The 21,269-nt window shown below is 40.1% G+C and carries 19 protein-coding genes, 1 tRNA gene and 3 pseudogenes; 12 read left to right on the forward strand and 11 right to left on the reverse strand.

Annotated features, from left to right (window positions below; genetic code table 11):
- Positions 1 to 254 precede the first annotated feature (254 nt).
- Positions 255 to 1,826, reverse strand: coding sequence for a cation:proton antiporter domain-containing protein (locus tag LOC50_RS03450; protein WP_250653626.1), 1,572 nt, complete (start codon positions 1,824 to 1,826; stop codon positions 255 to 257).
- A 309-nt stretch (positions 1,827 to 2,135) separates the two neighbouring features.
- On the opposite strand from LOC50_RS03450, the gene LOC50_RS03455 reads away from it, so the two are divergent.
- On the forward strand, positions 2,136 to 2,879 hold the full coding sequence (locus LOC50_RS03455; protein WP_013465509.1) for a sporulation protein: 744 nt from the start codon (positions 2,136 to 2,138) through the stop codon (positions 2,877 to 2,879).
- Positions 2,880 to 2,930: 51 nt separating this feature from the next.
- On the forward strand, positions 2,931 to 3,374 hold the full coding sequence (locus LOC50_RS03460; RefSeq protein ID WP_069438679.1) for a GNAT family N-acetyltransferase: 444 nt from the start codon (positions 2,931 to 2,933) through the stop codon (positions 3,372 to 3,374).
- 40 nt (positions 3,375 to 3,414) lie between these two features.
- On the opposite strand, the gene LOC50_RS03465 is transcribed toward LOC50_RS03460, so the two are convergent.
- From LOC50_RS03465 to LOC50_RS03495, 7 genes are all read right to left on the reverse strand, one after another.
- Entirely contained in the window at positions 3,415 to 4,743 is a 1,329-nt protein-coding gene (locus LOC50_RS03465; protein WP_250653046.1) for an IS4 family transposase, read from the reverse strand.
- A gap of 126 nt (positions 4,744 to 4,869) precedes the next feature.
- On the reverse strand, positions 4,870 to 6,225 hold the full coding sequence (locus tag LOC50_RS03470; RefSeq protein WP_250653627.1) for a sodium-dependent transporter: 1,356 nt from the start codon (positions 6,223 to 6,225) through the stop codon (positions 4,870 to 4,872).
- Positions 6,226 to 6,429: 204 nt separating this feature from the next.
- Positions 6,430 to 7,719, reverse strand: coding sequence for a sensor histidine kinase (locus LOC50_RS03475; protein WP_036981831.1), 1,290 nt, complete (start codon positions 7,717 to 7,719; stop codon positions 6,430 to 6,432).
- 86 nt (positions 7,720 to 7,805) lie between these two features.
- A complete protein-coding gene (locus tag LOC50_RS03480; protein WP_250653628.1) occupies positions 7,806 to 8,510 on the reverse strand; it encodes a response regulator in 705 nt (234 codons plus the stop codon).
- Positions 8,511 to 8,567: 57 nt separating this feature from the next.
- Positions 8,568 to 8,954: a DUF3019 domain-containing protein gene (locus LOC50_RS03485; protein ID WP_016899250.1), complete on the reverse strand. Its 387-nt coding sequence runs from the start codon at positions 8,952 to 8,954 to the stop codon at positions 8,568 to 8,570.
- Positions 8,944 to 9,801: a MipA/OmpV family protein gene (locus LOC50_RS03490; protein WP_024602061.1), complete on the reverse strand. Its 858-nt coding sequence runs from the start codon at positions 9,799 to 9,801 to the stop codon at positions 8,944 to 8,946. Before LOC50_RS03490 ends, LOC50_RS03485 begins: the two co-directional genes overlap by 11 nt.
- Before the next feature lie 92 nt (positions 9,802 to 9,893).
- Positions 9,894 to 10,703 (reverse strand): hypothetical protein, encoded by an 810-nt coding sequence (locus LOC50_RS03495; RefSeq protein ID WP_069438676.1) that lies wholly within the window; start codon positions 10,701 to 10,703, stop codon positions 9,894 to 9,896.
- A 115-nt stretch (positions 10,704 to 10,818) separates the two neighbouring features.
- On the opposite strand from LOC50_RS03495, the gene LOC50_RS03500 reads away from it, so the two are divergent.
- Together LOC50_RS03500 and LOC50_RS03505 are read left to right on the forward strand one after the other, a co-directional pair.
- Positions 10,819 to 11,970, forward strand: a complete 1,152-nt coding sequence (locus LOC50_RS03500; protein WP_036981836.1) for a serine hydrolase domain-containing protein — start codon at positions 10,819 to 10,821, stop codon at positions 11,968 to 11,970.
- Complete coding sequence (locus LOC50_RS03505) at positions 11,970 to 12,458, forward strand: histidine phosphatase family protein (RefSeq protein WP_250653629.1); 489 nt, start codon at positions 11,970 to 11,972, stop codon at positions 12,456 to 12,458. Before LOC50_RS03500 ends, LOC50_RS03505 begins: the two co-directional genes overlap by 1 nt.
- A gap of 58 nt (positions 12,459 to 12,516) precedes the next feature.
- Here LOC50_RS03505 and yhbY read toward each other — a convergent pair whose 3' ends face one another.
- Positions 12,517 to 12,813, reverse strand: a complete 297-nt coding sequence (gene yhbY, locus LOC50_RS03510) for a ribosome assembly RNA-binding protein YhbY (RefSeq protein WP_008112687.1) — start codon at positions 12,811 to 12,813, stop codon at positions 12,517 to 12,519.
- A gap of 88 nt (positions 12,814 to 12,901) precedes the next feature.
- Between yhbY and rlmE the strand changes: the two genes are divergently transcribed.
- The 8 genes and pseudogenes from rlmE to LOC50_RS17575 form a co-directional block, all read left to right on the forward strand.
- Positions 12,902 to 13,531, forward strand: coding sequence for a 23S rRNA (uridine(2552)-2'-O)-methyltransferase RlmE (gene rlmE / locus LOC50_RS03515; protein ID WP_013465499.1), 630 nt, complete (start codon positions 12,902 to 12,904; stop codon positions 13,529 to 13,531).
- Between the two features lie 66 nt (positions 13,532 to 13,597).
- On the forward strand, positions 13,598 to 15,541 hold the full coding sequence (gene ftsH, locus LOC50_RS03520; protein WP_250653630.1) for an ATP-dependent zinc metalloprotease FtsH: 1,944 nt from the start codon (positions 13,598 to 13,600) through the stop codon (positions 15,539 to 15,541).
- Positions 15,542 to 15,636: 95 nt separating this feature from the next.
- Positions 15,637 to 16,482 carry a dihydropteroate synthase gene (gene folP / locus LOC50_RS03525; protein WP_013465497.1) on the forward strand — a complete coding sequence of 282 codons (846 nt, stop codon included), beginning with the start codon at positions 15,637 to 15,639 and terminating at the stop codon, positions 16,480 to 16,482.
- Entirely contained in the window at positions 16,483 to 17,832 is a 1,350-nt protein-coding gene (gene glmM, locus LOC50_RS03530; RefSeq protein WP_138626828.1) for a phosphoglucosamine mutase, read from the forward strand. It abuts the gene before it with no gap.
- 72 nt (positions 17,833 to 17,904) lie between these two features.
- Entirely contained in the window at positions 17,905 to 18,654 is a 750-nt protein-coding gene (tpiA, locus tag LOC50_RS03535) for a triose-phosphate isomerase (protein ID WP_036981841.1), read from the forward strand.
- Position 18,655: 1 nt separating this feature from the next.
- Complete coding sequence (gene secG / locus LOC50_RS03540) at positions 18,656 to 19,009, forward strand: preprotein translocase subunit SecG (RefSeq protein WP_036981843.1); 354 nt, start codon at positions 18,656 to 18,658, stop codon at positions 19,007 to 19,009.
- Positions 19,010 to 19,087: 78 nt separating this feature from the next.
- Positions 19,088 to 19,172, forward strand: a tRNA-Leu gene (locus LOC50_RS03545).
- 248 nt (positions 19,173 to 19,420) lie between these two features.
- A pseudogene (locus LOC50_RS17575) lies at positions 19,421 to 20,221 on the forward strand (methyl-accepting chemotaxis protein); the annotation flags it as partial.
- A gap of 6 nt (positions 20,222 to 20,227) precedes the next feature.
- Here LOC50_RS17575 and LOC50_RS03560 read toward each other — a convergent pair.
- Together LOC50_RS03560 and LOC50_RS03565 are read right to left on the reverse strand one after the other, a co-directional pair.
- Positions 20,228 to 20,932, reverse strand: a pseudogene (locus tag LOC50_RS03560) (IS3 family transposase); the annotation flags it as partial.
- Between the two features lie 51 nt (positions 20,933 to 20,983).
- Positions 20,984 to 21,192, reverse strand: a pseudogene (locus LOC50_RS03565) (hypothetical protein); the annotation flags it as partial.
- Positions 21,193 to 21,269: the final 77 nt, after the last annotated feature.

Here is a 21,269-nt window from a genome sequence, read left to right on the forward strand (position 1 = left end):
GTAAGGGATAATAAAGAATTAAAATAGGCTGTAACGGGCAAGTAACAGCCTATTGATAGAGGGAGTAGGCCCTCTAATTTGAGAATCTTATTGGTTAATTAAAGGTAAGGGGGCCAGTTGTGTATATTTTATTTAAATACACACTTAGGTATTAGCTTTACTAAACCAACACTGACATTTTACCTTATATTTAAACCAATAAAATACGCAGATGTAAAGGAATGTAAATGCAATCTATTTGCATCTAAACCCTATTAAGGAAACAGGGTTTGCTTTACATGCTCTGCAAAACCGCTACCTGCTTCTAAGTAAAAGTTGTAAGTAGAGTCTATTCCCATCTCTTCTAATTCTTTTTGCTGATCGGGGTAGTTGGCAATCGCCGTTACTTGTCCTTTATAACCCGATGCTTGTAATTGCTCTAAGGCAAAAATATTTTGCATGTGCTTAGGCATAGTTAGCATTACCATTTCAACGTGGGAGTGGTTAACACGTTGCCAAAAATCAGGATCGGTGGCATCGGCAATTAATACTCGGCGACCTCGCTTTACATGCTTATCAACTACCTCAGGCTTAATATCAATACCTGCAACAACATCCGGATGAGTTGCGTTTATTGTTTCATAGGCACCTGTGCCAATTCTACCCATACCAAAAATAACAATTTTTGTGTCATTTAAGTTTACTGGGAGCTCTTCAGCTAAGCGGGTTTTGCTTTCAAACTTTAATAAAAAGCGTTCAATTTTAACGTATAGCTCGTTAGAGCGTTTATTTAAAGGAGAAGCAATTACAAAGGTGATCGACACCGCAATCGCAATAACAGCAAGCCACTCAGAGGTAACCATGCCGGTAGATGCGGCAACTGCACACACAATCAAACCAAATTCGCTAAAGTTAGCTAGGCTAAATGCTGTTAACAAAGAGGTACGCGCACGAAGTTTAAATAGGTTGGTTAGTATGTAATAAAGCAGGGTTTTAATTGGAATAATTAATACCAGCACTAAAGCGACGACTAAGGAGTGGGCGGTAAGCTCTGCACTTAAACCAATGCTTAGGAAAAAGCCAACTAGCAATATATCTTTTAGGCTAAGCAATGACTTAGACAATTCACCGGCTTTTTTGTGTGGTGCGAACATCATACCTACAATCAAAGCACCTAAATCACCTTTGAGACCTGCAAATTCAAAGGCGTTATAACCTGCTACTAAGGCAAAGAAAAACCCAAATAGCGGCAGTAATTCACCATGTTTAGAGCGGTTTAAAACCCAGTACATAACAGGGCGAAATAAAGGTAAGGCAATAATTAACCCTAAGGCCCAAATATTCGGCAACTTACCGGTACTGACCGCTAAAAATATAACCGCAAATATATCCTGCATAACTAAAATACCAATGGCTATTTTACCGTGCAGGCTTGCCATTTCACCGCGCTCTTCAAGAACTTTTACCGCAAATACGGTGCTTGAAAAGCTCAGAGCAAAACCAACTAACAGCGCACTTTGCCAACTTAAATCGACGAATAATGGCAGTGCAAAAACACCCGGTAGTAGCATAAAGCCACTAAATAAAGCGCTGCTTAGAATAATATGTAAGGTGGCCGGAGCCCAGACTTGAGGTTTTATTAAATTTGAAATTTTAAGCTTGAGGCCAATACTAAAAAGTAGCAGTGTAACCCCTAAAGATGCAATTGTCTCCAGCAGTTCCGTGCTTTTATAACCCGCTAAATTAAGAATAAATCCAGCCATAAGAAAGCCGATAAGTGGCGGCAATTTTAGCTGGTATATACCAAAACCGCAGACGAAGGCGGTAGCAAAATAAATTAGTTCCATAGTTATTAATACCACTTTTTTAGGCACTGTAGTGTAGCGAAAAACAATGCTTATTGACAATTAATCTACTTATTTAACGCAGTTAGTTACGTGATAGAGAGTATTTATCAAATGATTGCTACTGTCAGTTTATGCAGAGGTAAAGTAGCTTCAATGTATAAAAAATGCACATATATGGCTGGTTTTATCGTAAACAGCATGTAAATAGCAGTTTTTCGCTGACAAGAGCTTTTAAATGTGGTTAAGATGCCATAACGAAGGAGTTTAAGCGTAAGCAAACATTAGAGTTGCTTAGCTTAAGGAGAAAATATGTTTAAAAAGATTTTAGCATCGGTAGGTATTGGTGCCGCCAAAGTAGATACTATTTTAGAGACCGAGCATCTTCAGCCAGGGCAATTATTTAACGCGCAAATTGTAATTACTGCAGGTGATGTGAGCCAAGAAATTACCGGTTTAGACTTAATGTTAGTTACCCGTGTAAAAGTGGCGAGTGAAGACGGTGATTATTTCACTAATCATGTGATTGACCAGTGGCGCATTACCGATATTGGTATTATTGAGCCCGGTGAAGTAAGAACTATTCCGTTTGAAGCCCGTTTACACTCAGAAACGCCTATAACTGAAATTAATGCAGGTTATAATCAATCTTATGTATGGTTAGAAACAGGCCTTGATATTGACCTTGCGCTTGATCCAACAGATAAAGACCATTTACACATTTATCCTAATGAAGCGGTTAAAACATGCATGCAAGCGATGGAAAAGCTTGGTTTTAGTTTAGTTAAAGCCGATGTAGAGCAAGGTCATTTACGTGCCCCTACTTTTCAATCTGTGTCGGGGTGTTATCAAGAGCTTGAGTATCAGCCTAATAGCCGCAGTTTGTTTGGCATAAAAGAAATAGAGTTGTCGTTTATTCCTGAAGCACATAAAACCCATGTATTAATTGAATTAGACAGAGCGTTTAGAAGTGATGGCTATGTTGATTTAACCATAGAGCATGATCATGTTAATTTATCGCAGTTATGTGATCAGTTAGAACGATTATTTGCTTAATCGCTTTAGGGGCTTACTTTAGGTAAGCCCTGCAATAAAAAAGGTGTTTAAATGGCGTTTAAATGTGAGCCATTCTTTGCGCTCGATTCCCAAACCCTATTTTCAATCATGCGTGAACGTGTCGACGTATTCGTTGTAGAACAAGCATGTCCTTACCCCGAACTTGATGATCACGATATCGCAGACACTACACGCCATGTCTATTTACTTGATGGGCAAACAGTATATGCCTATGCTCGTTGTTATGAAAAAGATGCTCAGTACAGTGCGATAGGGCGTGTATTGGTTGCTCAATCACAGCGAAGTTCTGGATTAGGCAAACAGTTAGTCAATGAAGCAATAGCATGCTGTAAGGCGCAATGGCCGACTCGCGATATTTATATTGGCGCACAAACCTATCTACTGAATTTTTATCGTTCATTCGGTTTTGAATGTGTTGGTGATGAATATTTAGAAGATGGTATACCCCATCAAGATATGATTTTAAAGCAGTAGTATTGCTCCACTAAAAAGGCCCACTGATGTGTAATGCCAGTCAGTTAAGAACTGACTGGCATTTTCTTTTATAGGGGTACTTATTCGGCTTCTTTCTTATCACCCTTGGATAATGCCTATCTGGTAACCTATCGGGTAATATAAACAATCTAAGTGTTGTCAGTAACTCATCGTAATGAATAGGCAACTTACTTGCACTATGTATTGGCGTAAACATAAAGAAAGCGATAACCTGTCGCATAGATTGGCTAAAGCTTAGCTGTGTAGGCAAAATATCCTCATCTTTAGTTGCATCAAGCATGACGATACGTATTAAATTGTAAGCGAGTAATAACCCCCATAACTCTTGACGTACCATGTCTGGTTTCTTACTACGTAACGTGTGTTTGCTATGATTCAACCCCTGCTTTATTTCTCTAAACGCCAGCTCAATTTCCCAGCGTTGAGTATAAACCTCTGTTAATTCTTCATATGGAAATCGTAAAGGGTCAATGAGAGAGCTGAGAACACGATAGCTTTTTCCATCCACTTTATAGGTGGTTAATCTTGCCATCAAGGTCTCTGGTAATGACTCAAATTTCTTTCTGGCTTGAGGACTTGTGGACAAAATCACTATTTTATCATTGTCATTTATACTATGTTCAACTTGATACTGTAAATCCTTCCTCGCGGGTAACATCCAGTGACTGTTATCTCCTTGGTTTTGCCACTGATGCAACAGTCCTAATGAGTAATAGCCGCGGTCAAACAAGGTAAGAGAATTATCTGGTACGGCTGGTAATAGTCGTTGAGCTAAGCTCATTTCACCTATGCGACGGGAGTCAAAGCTGCTATCTAACAGTAAATGGCTAGATACTTCCATAAGGCTACACATTCGTACTTGTGGGTAGCTTACTTCTCCATGTTGATTACTGTCACTGCCAAATGCTTCTCTGTTATCTTGATTATCATGAGTTCGAAAACTAACGCCATCAACAGCGAGTAAATTAAGTCCGCACCATTGTTCAAAAGACTGGGTGGAAAAGGTTTTGTGTGCAAGTAATTGAAATGTATGTTGGACTGACTCATAGCCTAACCTTTGTCGGCCTTGAACTAGCGCACTTGGCGCGACTAATTTGTTTTTTCCGGGTAAAGAGATGTCGAGTCTATTAGCGATATCCCAAACGGTTTCGTTTCGGAATAAACTCATTCCAATTACAGACCACATAATAGCTTCTAGCGGTAATCGCCTTTTACGCACAGTAGCAACACCTGCATGTTTAAATGCTTGTTCAAGAATATCAGGGTCAAGAACCTGTTTAAGTTTATCTAGTGTATGTACATCATTTAAAAATGAAGACATGTTATCGAAGTGCTGAATGAGAGACATAAAAAAATCCGATATTATTTCTAATATCGGATTTTGAAGCCATGGAAAGATCAGTCAAGTGATCATAAAAATATTCTTAACTGATCTGCATTACACTGATGTGGACCTTTTTTATGCATCTTATAACTAGCTTAGTAGGGAGTGCAAAAACACTAAACTAATCGCAACAGGGCATACAAACGTGGTATACCAAGGCCATATTTTCCAAAATAACGTATTATGCACCTCAGGGTTACCTTGCTGAATCGCTTTAAGTAGTGACGATCTGTACCAGATCCAACCTACAAATATACAGCACATAAGCCCTAATAAAGGTTGTGCAATTTTGGTTGTTAGGGTGATCACTAAGCCAAATAAAGTGCCTAGGTTACACACTATAATAATGCTCACTATGGCAATTAAAGCGCCTATTAACCACGTTGCTTGAACACGTTTCATCGCAAAGCGCTCTACCGTGTACGACACTGGCGCTTCTAGCATGGAAATAGATGAAGTTAGTGCGGCAATACTCATCAATGCAAAAAAAGCAAAACCAACAAATAAACCTACACCACCCATGCCATCAAATAAGGCAGGCAATACCTGAAATACGAGAGTATCTTCAGAGAGAAGTTTACCTGTAGTTGAAGAGAATATTTCAACACCTTGCGCTTGTGCCACGTACATAGCAGGGATGATCAATAAACCCGCTACAAACGCTATAAACACATCAATTAAGGTTACATACGCGCCAAGGGACACAAGGTTTTCTTTTTTACTGATATAGGAGCCATATATAATCATCACACTGGTGCCCAGTGACAATGAAAAGAAAGCTTGGCCTAAGGCACTCACTAACAATGTAGGGTCAAAAATAGAAGAAAAGTCAGGGACTAAGTAAGCTTTTAACCCCTCAACAGCGCCTTCTTGAGTCATCACGTAGGCAATTAGGGCAAACAAAATACCGAGCAGAGCGGGCATTAAGCGTTTAGACCATTTTTCGATGCCGTTTTCTACACCGCGGCTGATAATAGCAACAGTTAAAATAATAAATAAAACAGTGAAAAGAATATTACGAGTAAGCGATTGTTCACTTAACCATAAAGAGGCGGCATCAGCCCCGACCAATGTGGTTACCGGTTCTAAAGTGGCACTTAACATCCAACCGGCAACAATGGCATAAAAACTTAAAATAAATCCAGCACATAAAATACCACCAAAACCGACAGCAAAGGCAAATTGCTTTTGCCATGGTCGCGTGGTTAATTTAGTTAATGAAGAGACTGCATTAGCTTGCCCATGGCGACCTATCATCAGCTCTGCCATTAGCGCGGGGTAGGCTAAAAAGAAAGCCAGCACTAAATACGCGACTAAAAATGCAGCGCCCCCATTACTTGCTGTTTGGGTCGGAAAACCCCAAATATTACCCAAGCCAACAGCTGATCCTGCCGCAGCCATTATAAAACCAAAGCGGGAGCTAAACTCACCTCTTACTGCACTCATATTATTCTGCTTCTCTATTTTTTCGACGCCGTGACAATCTACTGGAATTGTAATTAAATAAAAAGTGCTTATTAGTCTGTGTTGCACAATTATTGCGTTTTATTTAGCTGTATAAATAACACGTGCGTATTTTGATTATAAATAGCACAATTTTTTTAATTATATTTCGTTTATCAGCTGTATTGAGCATCTTTGCATTGTTGATTAATGTTCAAACTGAGCGATGGTTAATGTGAAGCAGGCGCCTGAGAGTCGTTCACTTTTACTCACTTTTACAGTGCCATGATGCCAATCGGCAACTTTGGCGACGATTGCTAATCCCAAGCCATAACTATTATCACTGCGATTACGGTGGCTGCGTTCACGAAAAAATGGGCTAAATACTTTATGATTATTTTCTTGAGCAATGCCTGGTCCGTCGTCGGCGATGTTCACCACCAGAGAACGTTCTTGTACTGAAGCGGTTACTTGAATGCTGTGATTTGCAAAGTCGCAGGCATTATTAATTAAGTTGGTGATTGCTCTTGCCAGCCAATGTAAGTCAGCATAAACGGTATGATCATCACATTCTAAAGAAATATTAAGCGAGCGAGAGGTTATTCTAGGCTCAAGTTGCAATACAATATCACTTAGGTATTGTTTAAGGTTTGCTGATGAGTAAGTAAGCTTATTCGCATTTTGCTCTAAAGTAGCAAACGTTAAATAGCTTTTTAGCATTGACTCCATGTGATCCAAGTCGGTTTCCATGCGAGTTAAATAATGCTTTATTTTACTCTCGTCATGACTATCAAGAGCGGCGTCGACACCAAAGCGTAAGCAAGCAATTGGAGTTCTAATATCATGCGATAAGCTGGAGGCCATTAGCTTGTTTTCAGCAACTAGCTTTTCAATTTGACTCGCCATACGGTTAAAGGTCAGTTCCACATCTTTTATATAGGTAAATCGAGAGGGGGTAATACGCGCTTTAACATTACCAGATGCAAATTGCTTTGCTGCTTCGTTTAACACCGTAAGGCGCTTTGCTAAAGGGGTAATAATAAAACCCATAAAAACACATAAGCCAGTGTAAAATAATAGCGTTAAAATAATATCGTTTCGTTGTGTGGCCTCATAAGGTTTATCTAAACGCATGGTTAAATGATAAGGACTTAACTCATCATTTGTGTAGAGCATATAAAAGCCTTGCTCATCTTCGAGTATTAATCCGCCTTGGGTTTGCATTTTATCTAATAGCGCTAAGGGCAGTGCCAGTGACTGATTTAATTTGTAGTTAAGTATAAGGTCAAAGTCAGCGGCTAGTTTTGTTACTTGTTGTGGGCGAGCATCGGGTTTAAGCGCCGTGAGCTGTTTACTTAACCCGACAATAATCTGGCTTTGAACGCTAAACTCATCCAAAGGCGCATGCGCTTGTTGGCTAAATGCATCAATAAGCCAACCTAAAACAATAATTGAAAGCAGCGCACTGCCAAGTAGTGAAATATAAAACTTTTTCATTGATGCTATTCCATAATAGGCAGGGTGTATTGAAGTGACTTTTATTACTATCGCGCTAATTATTTTAAGCACTCAGGCATTAAAACTTACCACGCTGTAGTCACAAACAAATAACCACGTCCCCAAATGGTTTTAATTTTTTCTGGTTTTTGTGGGTCATCATGAAACTTTTTACGCAATGCAGAAATAAGCACATCAACGCTTCTATCTAGGCCATCATATTCCCTGCCTTTGGTTGCTTTAAACACCGCATCGCGTGATACAACTTGTCCTGCATTACTGGCTAAGTAATGCAGTAATAAATACTCTGCGCTTGAAATGTTCACATCCTGTTGGTTAAGGGAAACGTTGCGTGACTCGGTATTAATACTTAATTGACCGATATTGATCATATTTGCTTGATCATCGGTTTTAGGCGTGTCGCTACTGTAGCGCAAGGCTGATTTAATGCGTGCAAGCAATGCGCGAGGGCGTACCGGTTTTATTATGTAATCGGTAGCACCGACTTCCAGCCCAATGACTTCATCCATTTCTTCATCGCGGGCAGTAAGCATTATAATTGGGGCATGATAAAAGCTACGTAGCTCACGACATACACTAATACCATCAAGCCCTGGCAGCATAATGTCGAGTAAAATAAGTTGTGGGTTTAAACGTTTTACTTGGCTTATAACCTCATCACCTCGATGACATACATGTACAACATAGCCTTGCTCTGTTAAATACTCAGTGACCCACTGTGCAAGAGAAATATCATCTTCAACCAGTAAAATAGTACCGTAATTATCCATAAGCTTTCTTCGCATACCTAAATGATGTTTAGCTATCATAATGTTTATAGTGTGTGACTAAAATAACCGCCAACGCCGCTTTTTTTGCCTATTTTGATACACCCATTGTAATTTTACTTCTGTGACGGCAATGACTTGTGATGTATTACTGTCAAATAGTTCAAACGAAATACTTTGCGTTGAGTCAAAGGCATAATTAAACGAACCTTGTCGCTGTTTAAGCCAGCACTGCATAATGTACTTTGAGGTGGCATCGCGTAGACAATAATTTCCCACTTCTACTTGCTGCCATGACAAAACAACATCGGCGTAACAGTGACGTCCTTCACGTAAGGCCACACAGGTATCAGGTACTGCACTCAATTGAGCGGGTATTTGCACTGGGGCTGCCAGCAAAGAGCCTGAATAACTAAACAATAAACAGTAAAAAAATCTAAAGTACATAACGCACGCCTACCTTGGCTTTGTGTTGATATCCTTGGGAAATAATTGGGCTGTCATCAATTTCTTTTGAAAACCACGTCGTTAACCAGCCTGCTAAAAAGACCCAATCTTGATTAATGGGGTATTCAGCATGAAATTCAAACATAATACTAGTACTGGCATTGGTTTGATAAATAGGGCGAGTTGCGTTTGCTTCATCGCTATCAATACCAAAATAATAGTTTGTAAAATCTGCAGAGTAGGCACTTAGGCCAATACCAGAGCGAAACTCCCAATTACGCCAAGGCTGAATATGACTAAAAAATACGTTTGCCACCCAGCCATTATGAGCACCAGATATATCATGTAAGTATTCAAGGGAAATTTGTGAGTTTTCAAATCGACGTGTTAATCGAAGGCCGGTATCAAAATCATAGTTACGTTTTTTAATACCGCGTAGTGGCTCAATAATGCCATCGTTATAAATACCTAAGCCTTGTTCGTCAAACCCGGCTTGCGAATTAGTGCCTAATAAATCAAGGCCCCAATCGTATTTGTTAATTAAGCTATAGCCTAAAACAAGTCCACCGCTGAGTTGATTATGATCAAAATCAAGGTAAAAATTATCGTAAGAAACTGCAAGGCTTAAATCTAACTCGGCGCCAACATCATAAGAATTCATGCCCACCAAATAAGAATCTTCTATGTAATAACCTGCTCCCGCACTCCAGTCCCAGGCAAACCCTGTAGTGGGTTCCAATGTGTTATCGGCATAGTAACGATTGCTTGCTGTGCTCTGGCCACTAAAAATGAGCGCAAACAATAAGGCTGCACAACGAAAAAAATGTCTTTGTGGGAAATGCTTCATCCTTGGAACCTAAATTAGAGTTTGCTTAAAAGGGTAGTATATTGTCAAACTCTAGGCTAAATCTGTAAAAAAATGTAGCAGTCGTCCTGAATTTACTGAACCTTAATTTTATCGATAAGTATGCTGCTCAAGTAAAATTGCATCATGGGAGTTAACGCGCTGATCTCAGTACGTGTGCATGGCCCATTTAATTTAGTTAAACGACTCAATTTAGTGATGGTTTTATAAGCAGGGGCCGTTACTTCATTTTCAAGTTCAGCACGCTTAAGCCGAGCCTGTTCGGTGTTATGTTTATGAATAAACGCAACAACTTCTAACTCGTTAGTGATCTTCTTTTCTTCAGTAAAGCTATAGATTAGAGGCTCACGGTGAAAGCTTGCACTATCTATTGATGATTTGGCAAACCACACTACATCTCCCGTTGCTTTGTGTGTAAGGCGCATACTAACTTGTGCCAGTATATTTGCGCATTGTTGAGAAGGGAATTGCTGTGCTACTTTTGAAAACAATGAATAAGGTTTTTCTGGCTGCGCTAGGATGTACTTAGCATCATCTATAAACTCAAGGTCAACTTGATGAATAGCTAACGTGTAATCACTGTTATCGGTTGTGGTAACTTTTAGTTGTTTATCGTTAAGTGCTTGGCTAATTTGAGATACTAATGTGTCGGTGACACTTGCACGGTCTACGATCACTCTGACAGTCTGATTTTTTTTGATGTTATGTGCAGGTAATTGCACCGATTTTACTTTCGGTGAAGCATGCTCGGTTTCATATTTAAGTTGGTAAGTTTGACTCTTAAGCAAAGGTTTTGCAGGCATTGCTAAAGGTTCTGCAGGCTGCTTAACTACGGCACAACCTGAAGCTAATACAATAAAAAGTGATACAACTAAAAAACGCATAAATATTTTACATCCACTCAAAAGCCATTAATCGAACATATTGTACGTTAGTCCGAGCAAAAGTTCATGATATTATAGAGGTTGATTATGACTAAAAAAGAAAAATTAGCTAAGAATGAAGTATTTTAACTCCTTACCCTTTTATTTTTTTGCTTTATGTATTTTAGGGACGCATTTACAGGCAAGCGCAAGCACAGATCCTGACTGGGAAGCTTTTGTTAAAAATTATGGACGCTACGTAGAAAAAAAACTAAAAGTAAAAAAGATTCCGGGCGGAGCGCTTTCCATCGTCAACGCACAAGCGCGTGATTACATACATACTATGGGGCATACCAAAGTGCGCAGTGGGCAAAAAATTAATCCACACACTCGGTTTCGTTTGGCCTCAGTATCTAAAACGTTTGCAGGGTCGTTAGCGGCAAAACTTGCAAATGAAGAACAACTTAATTTGTATTTTCCTGTTAGTCATTACATTCCTGAATTTAAACAAACCGACTACAAAGATGATTTAAAGGTTTTTCATATTTTAAGCCATTCTAGTGGGCTAGTACCGAATGCATACGATAATTTAATCGAATCGCGAATGGGGTATAGCGATATTGTAGAAAAGCTATTAAGTGTAAAACCCATATGCGAACCCGGTGACTGTTATGGCTATCAAAATGTCATGTTTAGTTTAATTGATGACGTGATTTTAAAAAGCACCAACAAAACTTATACTCAGTGGCTCAATGATGCATTTTTTATCCCTCTAAAAATGAACGATGCAAGCTTAGGCTACGACGCCATGGTGCAAGATAGTAACTACGCACACCCTCATGTGCGTGGGAAAAAGCGTTGGTACAGTGCCCGTTTAAAAAAGAATTATTATAAAGTCGCTCCGGCAGCTGGGGTAAACGCCAGTGCTTCAGATATGGCTATTTGGTTAAATGCGCAATTAGGGCAATATCCATCGGTATTATCCTTAGATGCATTGATCACGCAAACGCGCCCTTATACACATACTAAAAAAGAACGCTACAGACGAGTATGGCGAGAGCACATGAACGAAGCCTACTATGGGCTAGGCTGGCGTGTGTATGATTATGATGATGAAACGCTTTATTACCACAGTGGTTGGGTGCAAGGTTATCGCAGTGACTTAGTGGTTTTTCCGCACTTAAATGTAGGCTTTAGTTTGATTTTAAATGCAGAAACTGGACTCATAAATGAGCTTACAACTGAGTTTATAAATCGCCTATTAGTATATAAACGAGAGAAGCAATAATGAACGCCCACATAAAAACATTGTTGATAGCATTATTATTTATTTGCCAACCCGCCTTTTCTGCCCCTGAACAGGTTTACTTGTTTCGACATAGCGAAAAACAAACAGGGGAAAATCCATTTCTAACTGCCCAAGGCCAAGCGCGTGCTGAGCACTTGGTTTCGTTAGTTAACACTTACCCAAACATAACGTTATTCAGCAGTAACTATAACCGCACCCTAAACACGGCAGCGCCATTAGCCGCGTATTATAATATTAAAGTTATTACCTATGATGCTGCTAATCTAATGACATTGAAAAAACAATTATTAGCACAAAATGGCGTTGTGGTAGTAATAGGGCATAGTAATACCACACCGCAGTTGGCTTCATTATTGAGTAACCAAGCTATTGAAAGTATGGATGAGAGTCAGTACGGGCATTATTATTTAGTAAGTAAACTAGAAAATAATAGTTATGAAGTTAAAACGCTGACAATGGGTTTTTAAGCAGGCATAAAAAAACCAGCAATGGCTGGTTTTTTTGTTTTACCTTTAAATGGCCTTATTAGCCACGAGGTAATTGAATTTTTTTCTCAGGGCTTTGACGATAAAGCACAATCGTATGACCGATAGTCTGTAATTTAGTAGCCCCTGTTTCGCGAACAATAGCATCAAAAATAAGCTTTTTGGTTTCACGATCGTCTGTTGGCACCTTCACTTTAATTAATTCGTGAATTTCTAGTGCGCTTTGGATTTCAACTACTACGCCTTCGGTTAAACCGTTAGAACCTAGTAAAACTACAGGCTTAAGGCTATGCGCCTGACCTTTTAAAAACTGCTTTTGTTTGTTTGATAATGTCATGATATTACAAATTTTGCTGAATATGGCTTGAATTAAGGGTATTCTAACGCCATCTAGAGAATATTACTAATTAGTTGCGTGTTAATTTATGACAAATAAAAAACAGTCAGCCAGTTCACAACGTTGGCTTAAAGAACATTTTGATGATAAATATGTTCAAGAAGCGCAAAAAAAAGGCTGGCGCTCTCGAGCTGTTTTCAAATTAGACGAAATCCAAAACAAAGATAAGTTATTGCGCCCAGCGATGACCGTTGTTGATTTAGGCGCAGCCCCAGGGAGTTGGTCACAATACTTAGCTGAAAAAGTGGGTGACAAAGGCCAAGTGGTTGCGTGTGATATTTTACCTATGGACTCTTTAGCGGGCGTTGACTTTTTACAAGGCGATTTTCGTGAAGAAGCGGTACTTGATGCATTGTTAAAACGTATTGATGGTAAAAATGTAGATGTGGTATTGTCTGATATGGCACCTAACATGAGTGGCAATAACTCGGTTGATCAGGCAGGTAGCATGTACTTGGTTGAGCTTGCACTTGATATGTGCAACCAAGTTTTAAAGAAAAATGGCGCGTTTATTGTTAAAGTCTTCCAAGGTGAAGGCTTTGATCAATATTTGCAAGATGTACGTAATAGTTTTAAAGCAGTGAAGATACGTAAACCGGATGCCTCGCGTCCCCGTTCTCGGGAAGTATATATAGTAGCGACTGGATACAAACTGTAGTACAGTTGCTTGGCGTTTAGTTGAATTTAAATTAATTGGATACAAGAGGTTAACCCCTTGAGCGATATGGCGAAAAATCTAATACTCTGGCTGGTTATTGCAGTAGTGCTTATGTCAGTATTTCAGAGCTTTAATGGCGGCGATCAAATTGATCGTCAAACAAGTTACAGTCAATTTGTAAAAGACGCCCGTAGCGGCTCTATACAAGAAGTGTCTATTGAAAGTGGTAGTGGCACAATTACTGGCATAAAAAATAGTGGCGAGCGTTTTCAAACCATTATGCCTATTTATGACAAAGACATTTTGAATGATTTGTTAAAAAGCGATGTGAACGTTAAAGGTGTTAAACCTGAAGAACAATCGTTTTTAGCAAGCATTTTTATTTCTTGGTTCCCTATGATCCTGCTTATTGGTGTGTGGATTTTCTTCATGCGTCAGATGCAAGGTGGCGGTGGCAAAGGCGCCATGTCATTTGGTAAAAGTAAAGCCCGCTTAATGAGTGAAGATCAAGTCAAAACGACCTTTGCTGATGTAGCTGGCTGTGATGAAGCCAAAGACGATGTAACCGAGCTGGTGGACTTTTTACGTGACCCTTCTAAGTTTCAAAAATTAGGCGGTAGTATTCCTAAAGGCGTACTTATGGTCGGTCCTCCAGGTACAGGTAAAACATTACTTGCTAAGGCTGTTGCTGGTGAAGCAAAAGTACCGTTCTTTACTATTTCGGGTTCTGACTTTGTTGAAATGTTTGTAGGTGTAGGTGCATCACGTGTACGTGACATGTTCGAACAAGCTAAAAAAGCAGCTCCTTGTATAATCTTTATCGATGAAATTGATGCGGTAGGGCGTAAACGTGGCGCTGGCATGGGCGGTGGACACGACGAACGTGAGCAAACACTAAACCAAATGCTTGTCGAAATGGATGGTTTTGAAGGTAACGAAGGTATTATCGTGATAGCGGCAACTAACCGCCCTGACGTACTAGACCCTGCATTACTTCGTCCTGGTCGTTTTGACCGTCAAGTAGTGGTTGGCTTGCCTGATATTCGTGGACGTGAGCAAATCCTTAAAGTACATATGCGTAAAGTGCCATTAGGCGATAACGTAGAAGCGGCAGTAATTGCGCGTGGTACGCCTGGCTTCTCGGGTGCTGATTTAGCAAACCTTGTAAACGAAGCTGCACTTTATGCCGCACGTGGTAATAAACGTGTTGTAAGTATGGCTGAATTTGATGCTGCTAAAGATAAAATCATGATGGGTGCTGAGCGCAAGACCATGGTGATGAGTGAGCAAGAGAAAGAAATGACGGCGTATCATGAAGCGGGCCATGCTATTGTTGGCCGTATGGTGCCAGAGCACGACCCAGTTTATAAAGTATCTATTATCCCACGTGGCCGAGCGCTTGGTGTGACTATGTATTTACCAGAACAAGATCGTGTTAGTCACTCTAAAGAGCTTTTAGAATCAATGATTTCAAGCCTTTACGGTGGCCGAATTGCTGAAGCACTTATCTATGGTGAAGACAAAGTAACCACGGGTGCGAGTAACGACATCGAACGTGCTACAGATATTGCACGTAAAATGGTAACGCAGTGGGGCTTGAGTGAAAAACTAGGTCCGTTACTTTACGCTGAAGATCAAAACGAGATGTACATGGGTGGCGGCGGTGGTCGCTCTATGAGCATGTCTGATGAGACGGCGAAAGTAATCGATTCAGAAGTGCGTTTATTCTCAGACCGCAACTATCAACGTGCAGAATCAATATTGAAAGAAAACATTGATATTCTGCATGCAATGAAAGATGCACTAATGAAGTATGAAACCATTGATGCGAAGCAAATTGATGATTTAATGGCTCGTCAGCCTGTACGCGAACCACGTGATGCGCATGACCGTCATGAAGCTAAACCAGAAAAAGAAGATGTTTCTAAAGACAAACCAGTTGATGAAGTACAAAAACCAGCTGATGAATCTAAAAAAGATGAAACAAACCTTGATGATAAAGCTGAATAATCGTTAAAATAACGTATCCAAAAGCCCCGAAGTTCGGGGCTTTTTTGTATCAGTTTGATGTTAATAACCAAAATTATCACATATTAAGGTTAGCGATGAATAATAAAATTAACCTTGCGCGCGGTCGAACGCTTGATTTTGCAGAGCCTGTGATTATGGGGATCGTGAATGTTACCCCTGATTCATTTTCTGATGGCGGTCAGTTCTTAAATACAACTGCCGCGCTGAGTCATGCGATGCAATTACTTGATGATGGTGCGACCATTTTAGATATCGGTGGCGAGTCAACACGCCCAGGCGCACCTGATGTTAGCCTTGAAGATGAGTTAAAGCGTGTTATTCCTATTATTAAAGCTATTCGTGAGCAAAGTGACTGCGTTATTTCAATCGATACCAGTAAAGCCGAGGTGATGCGCCAAGCGATTGAAGCCGGTGCTGATATTGTCAACGATGTACGGGCATTGCAAGAGCCCGGCGCAATCGATGTGGTTGCACAGTTTCCTGAGGTAGCAGTGTGCTTAATGCATATGCAAGGACAACCTCGTAGTATGCAACACGCTCCTCACTATAATGACTTAGCGGGTGAGATAAATGATTTTTTTAGCCAGCGAATAGCCGCATGTGAAGCTGCTGGCATTAAACAAAGCCAGTTAATTTTAGATCCTGGTTTTGGTTTTGGAAAAACACTAAAGCATAATTATCAAATATTGGCTCAATTTAACGATTATGCAAAATTGGGACTTCCTTTGCTCGCGGGATTATCGCGTAAGTCAATGATTGGTAAATTATTAAATAGAGACACAGACGATAGATTGGCAGGCAGTTTAGCTGGAGCACTGATCGCCGCACAAAACGGTGCACACATTATTCGTGTGCATGATGTAAAAGAAACCGCAGATGTGCTTGGCGTATATCAAGCCTGCAAACAAGGAGTACTTTAAATGAAAGAAAGAAAATATTTTGGCACGGACGGTGTGCGTGGTTTAGTAGGTCAAGGTCCTATTAACCCAGAGTTTGCGATGAAATTGGGTTGGGCCGCAGGGCGTGTACTCTCACTTCATGGCACTAAAAAAGTCATTATAGGTAAAGACACTCGTATTTCAGGTTACATGCTGGAGACTGCCCTAGAGGCTGGATTAATTGCAGCAGGTATTGATGTTATTCTTTTAGGGCCCATGCCAACGCCTGCAGTTGCTTATTTAGCGCAAACGTTTCGCGCTGAAGCGGGGATAGTGATCAGCGCATCACATAATCCTTATTATGATAACGGCATTAAGTTTTTCAATGGCCAAGGTTTAAAGTTAGATGATGAGGTAGAGCTAGAAATTGAAGCGATGCTTGACGAGCCTATGACCTGTGTTGCTTCTGACAAGTTAGGTAAAGCAACACGTTTATCTAGCGCTGATGGCCGTTATATTGAATTTTGTAAAAGCCAGTTTCCACAAGGGTTATCCCTTGAAGGAATTAAAATTGTTTTAGATTGTGCTAATGGTGCTACATACCATATTGCTCCTTCTGTAATGCGAGAGCTTGGTGCAGAGGTGATCACCCATGCATGTGAGCCAAACGGTGTAAACATTAACCATGAATGTGGCGCAACCCATGTTGACACATTAAAGCGTAAAGTACTTGAACACAAAGCTGATGTCGGTATCGCCTATGATGGCGACGGCGACCGTGTGATGATGGTTGATCATAATGGCCGCGTATTCGACGGTGATGATTTGGTTTATATTATTGCTTGCCAAGCTGCACAAGATGACAATTTAGGCGGTGGTGTTGTTGGCACGGTTATGTCGAATATGGGACTTGAAAATGCGTTAAAAGCAAAAAACATTGCTTTTGCTCGCAGTAAAGTCGGTGATCGTTATGTGATGGAACTGCTGCAGCAAAAAGGCTGGAAAATTGGCGGTGAAAGCTCAGGGCATGTGTTGAATCTAGATTTAATCAGCACGGGTGATGGCATCATCTCAAGCTTACAAGTACTTGCGGCTATGGTAGCACAAAACCGTACACTTCAAGACTTAGGAGCCGGTTTTACTAAGTACCCAATGAAAATGATTAACGTACGTTACACTGCCGGTACTGATCCGACCCAAGCTCCAGAGGTGCTTGCCGCAGTTGCTGAAGTAGAGCAAAGCTTAGCAGATAAAGGGCGCGTATTACTGCGTAAATCAGGCACTGAGCCTGTAGTACGAGTAATGGTTGAAGCTGAGCAAGAAAAAATAGTAATAGATAGTGCACAGAAAATAGCAGCGGTTGTCGAATCTATGAGCAAACAAACTGATTGATAACAATAACCTCTTGTAACTTTGGGCGAGTCGAGTTAATATCTCGCCCGCTTTCTAATGTGGAGTGGAAAAATGGCAGCACGCAAAGCGATGGTCGCAGGCAACTGGAAAATGAATGGTTCATTAGAACTCGTTCAACAACTGTCTGATGCTATTAACGATGTTAAATCTTCTGAAGTAAACATTGTTTTATTTCCTCCGTTTCCTCTAGTCCCAGCAATGATTGCAAGTGGTGTAACAACAGGCACGCAAACAGTGTCTGAGAATACCCCAGGTGCGTTTACTGGTGAAGTAGATGCAGAGCTAATTAAGCAGCTAGGTGCGAAATATGTACTGGTTGGTCACTCTGAACGACGCAGTATATATAAAGAAAGCAATGATACCGTTGCTGCAAAATTTGCTCGCGCGCAACAAGTAGGTCTAACGCCTATTTTATGTGTTGGCGAAAGCGAAACAGAGCAAGAAAGCGGTCAAACAGAACAAGTAGTTGCTGCGCAGATTGACGCAGTAATTAATAAATTAGGTGTAGCAGCACTAAAAGAATCTGTGATAGCATATGAGCCCGTTTGGGCTATAGGCACAGGTAAGACTGCATCGCCTGAACAGGCACAAAGCGTTCACAAATTTATCCGTGACAAAATTGCTGAACTAGATAGCGATTTAGCACAAGGGCTAACCATCTTATATGGTGGTAGCGTTAATGAAAAAAATAGCGAATTATTATTTGCGCAAACAGATATAGACGGCGGCCTAATTGGAGGCGCAAGTTTAAAAGCAGAATCATTTACTGCCATCTGCAATAGTGCAAAAGGGACCGTATAAGATGTACGAAATTTTATTAGTAGTGTATTTAATTGTAGCTTTAGCGCTTGTTGGTATGGTTTTGATCCAACAAGGTAAAGGTGCGGACATGGGGTCATCATTTGGTGCCGGCGCATCGTCTACAGTTTTCGGTTCTTCTGGGGCTGGAAATTTCATGACGAAAACAACAACGGTACTAGCTACAATCTTTTTTGTGCTTAGTATTGTGTTAGGTAACCTAACTGCCGGTCAAATTAAAAAGACTGACGAATGGGAAAACCTAGAAGCGGCTCCAGCTGTTGAAACAGTGACTCCAATTGAAGAAGATGTGCCAGTAACATCAACTAAAGAGCAAAGCTCTGACGTACCAAATTAATTTAGTTTTAAATCGTTAAGTTGTTTATTTCCCTCAAATAAACATGCTGACTTAGCACTAAGCAATAGCTTAAAAAATGCGGATGTGGTGGAATTGGTAGACACGCTACCTTGAGGGGGTAGTGCTTTCGGGCGTGGGGGTTCAAGTCCCCCCATCCGCACCAAATACAAAAACCAGTAACAGCAATGTTACTGGTTTTTTTGTGCCTAAAATTTAAAATATTAAACAACTCTTTTAGGAGTAATGTTGATCATTGAGTAGAACACTCTATATTTCAATTGTTAGTGTTTACGAACGAATGTTACGGTATTTAACTTTATGTATAAAAAGCGTCTAAAGTTAAAAATAAAGTTAACATTTCTGCATCTTAAGCCGATAATCACTATAGATAATTAAACGGAGTAAATGAATATAGCTTCAGGTTTCTCTTTTAAAAACCTCAGCATAAGTAAGAAATTCATACTATGACCAGTATCGCTGTAGTCGCATTTTTAGTAATTGTTTTAATCAATTACTTTGCAATGAATGATAATAGGGCTGCACTTGATGAAATGGAAAAGCTTTCCTATCAAGTTGTTAAGCTTACTTCTGCTAATGTTAGCCTGTCGGAAAACTCGATGAGCTGTATACGCAGCCGTTACATTTGACGAGCAAGAGTTAATAGAGAAAGCTGTTAATATATACAACACATAAATCAGCAACATAAGTGCGGTTGAGCAAATAAACGCTTCGTATATTCATAGTGACACAAAAGTTCAGTTAGCAAATTACGAAAAAATATCATCAAATATTGCAAACGGTATGGTAAATGGCACGGCCGACTTTAGTAAAATCCAGCAACAGGCGCAAAGAAAAGCATCGCTGTACAATGATGTGCTTGAAAAATTTAAAGTAGCTCAGGCAAAAGCAGATGCTCACTTTTTTAAGTTGGTTGCAAGTACTAAAGAGCGCTCAGATCAGGCACTCACATTGATGCTGGTAGTATCTATTGTGTTGTTAATTTTATGGCTACTAGCAAGTGATACCGCGAATAACCTCAGTTTACTGGCAAATGGTAAAGGATCACTGAGCACTAATCTGCGCGTAAATTCAGAGGATGAAATTGGCCAAGTATCAATCAAGTTCAACTCCTTTATGGCCCTTTTGAAAAACTGTACTTGAAGTAATCGCGGTGTGTGAAGCACTAATAGAAAAAACTCAACTCGCTTAGTGTTCTATTCAACTCCAGCCGGACACTTTTCTTAAAGAATTTTCATACCCTACTGGTGGCTGATCGTTACTAGCTAAGTGCAGGCTTTCCAGATTGTATTATTTCATATATTTAGTAACGACATTTTTCATGTGCTCACGCGTTGGCTGAGCCACTTTTAACAACCAATCATGTTCCAAGCCGCCAAAGAACCTTTCAACAACAGTGTTATCCCAACACGCCTCCACATCATCCATGCTTGCTCGCATACCATAATGCTTTAATAGGTTGCGATATCGCTTAATTGTATACTGAGACCCTCTATCAGAATGAAATACCAAGCCTTTGGTTGGTTTTCTTAGGTTACAAGCCCTAGTCATGGCTTTCATTACTAAATCAGTCGTCATACGTTTATCAATATGCCAGCCAACAATTCGGCGAGAATATAAATCCATTACAACAACAAGGTACATCTAGCCTTCGCCAGTTTTCAGGTATGTCACGTCGCCAGCCCAAATCTGATTGGATGCGACCGGGTTAAAGTTTTGGTTAAGCAAATTATCTGCAACTGCATCAGAGTGTTTACGCTTAGTTGTTACTTTATAAGCTACTCGTTGTTTAACCACTAAACTGAGCTTCGCCATTAACTTTCGCGTTTTGTAGCGTGTTATTTTAAAACCTTCTTTGCGTAAGTTTTTACATAGCTCACGGTAGCCTAAGCTTTCTCTACTGCGTTAAACAGCGCTTTGGCTCTGCGACAAAGATGCAGCTCTTTTGGCCGTTATAAGCTTTGCTGGAAGGTCAGCTGAGAGTTGCAAAGCGAACTTACCTCGTTTTTAAATGAGATTTCATCGTCATACCCGTATAAGGTTTGATCACTGTCTAGACTCTTTCCACCCACTATAGAAGCAAATCCATTTATACGAACTTCAGCGTTTGTGTAACTAGATGCAAGTGCGGCACATATTGCTACTGCTACAGATAGCTTTTTCATATGTATTTCCTATTTGTTATTTAAATGTTGATTTTAGGAGGGTTATAGAAGTGATTTTAATATTTATCTAATAACTT

The organism is Pseudoalteromonas sp. SCSIO 43095, assembly GCF_023650455.1.
In the GTDB taxonomy this organism is placed as follows: domain Bacteria; phylum Pseudomonadota; class Gammaproteobacteria; order Enterobacterales; family Alteromonadaceae; genus Pseudoalteromonas; species Pseudoalteromonas tetraodonis.

Coding starts and splice junctions, on each gene's coding strand:
- LOC50_RS03470 (WP_250653627.1), bottom strand. CDS start 6,225: ATGAGTGCAGTAAGAGGTGAGTTTAGCTCCCGCTTTGGTTTTATAATG.
- LOC50_RS03475 (WP_036981831.1), bottom strand. CDS start 7,719: ATGAAAAAGTTTTATATTTCACTACTTGGCAGTGCGCTGCTTTCAATT.
- LOC50_RS03485 (WP_016899250.1), bottom strand. CDS start 8,954: ATGTACTTTAGATTTTTTTACTGTTTATTGTTTAGTTATTCAGGCTCT.
- LOC50_RS03480 (WP_250653628.1), bottom strand. CDS start 8,510: ATGGATAATTACGGTACTATTTTACTGGTTGAAGATGATATTTCTCTT.
- LOC50_RS03450 (WP_250653626.1), bottom strand. CDS start 1,826: ATGGAACTAATTTATTTTGCTACCGCCTTCGTCTGCGGTTTTGGTATA.
- glmM (WP_138626828.1), top strand. CDS start 16,483: ATGAAAGAAAGAAAATATTTTGGCACGGACGGTGTGCGTGGTTTAGTA.
- tpiA (WP_036981841.1), top strand. CDS start 17,905: ATGGCAGCACGCAAAGCGATGGTCGCAGGCAACTGGAAAATGAATGGT.
- LOC50_RS03505 (WP_250653629.1), top strand. CDS start 11,970: ATGAACGCCCACATAAAAACATTGTTGATAGCATTATTATTTATTTGC.
- folP (WP_013465497.1), top strand. CDS start 15,637: ATGAATAATAAAATTAACCTTGCGCGCGGTCGAACGCTTGATTTTGCA.
- LOC50_RS03490 (WP_024602061.1), bottom strand. CDS start 9,801: ATGAAGCATTTCCCACAAAGACATTTTTTTCGTTGTGCAGCCTTATTG.
- LOC50_RS03460 (WP_069438679.1), top strand. CDS start 2,931: ATGGCGTTTAAATGTGAGCCATTCTTTGCGCTCGATTCCCAAACCCTA.
- secG (WP_036981843.1), top strand. CDS start 18,656: ATGTACGAAATTTTATTAGTAGTGTATTTAATTGTAGCTTTAGCGCTT.
- LOC50_RS03465 (WP_250653046.1), bottom strand. CDS start 4,743: ATGTCTCTCATTCAGCACTTCGATAACATGTCTTCATTTTTAAATGAT.
- yhbY (WP_008112687.1), bottom strand. CDS start 12,813: ATGACATTATCAAACAAACAAAAGCAGTTTTTAAAAGGTCAGGCGCAT.
- ftsH (WP_250653630.1), top strand. CDS start 13,598: ATGGCGAAAAATCTAATACTCTGGCTGGTTATTGCAGTAGTGCTTATG.
- rlmE (WP_013465499.1), top strand. CDS start 12,902: ATGACAAATAAAAAACAGTCAGCCAGTTCACAACGTTGGCTTAAAGAA.
- LOC50_RS03500 (WP_036981836.1), top strand. CDS start 10,819: ATGAAGTATTTTAACTCCTTACCCTTTTATTTTTTTGCTTTATGTATT.
- LOC50_RS03455 (WP_013465509.1), top strand. CDS start 2,136: ATGTTTAAAAAGATTTTAGCATCGGTAGGTATTGGTGCCGCCAAAGTA.
- LOC50_RS03495 (WP_069438676.1), bottom strand. CDS start 10,703: ATGCGTTTTTTAGTTGTATCACTTTTTATTGTATTAGCTTCAGGTTGT.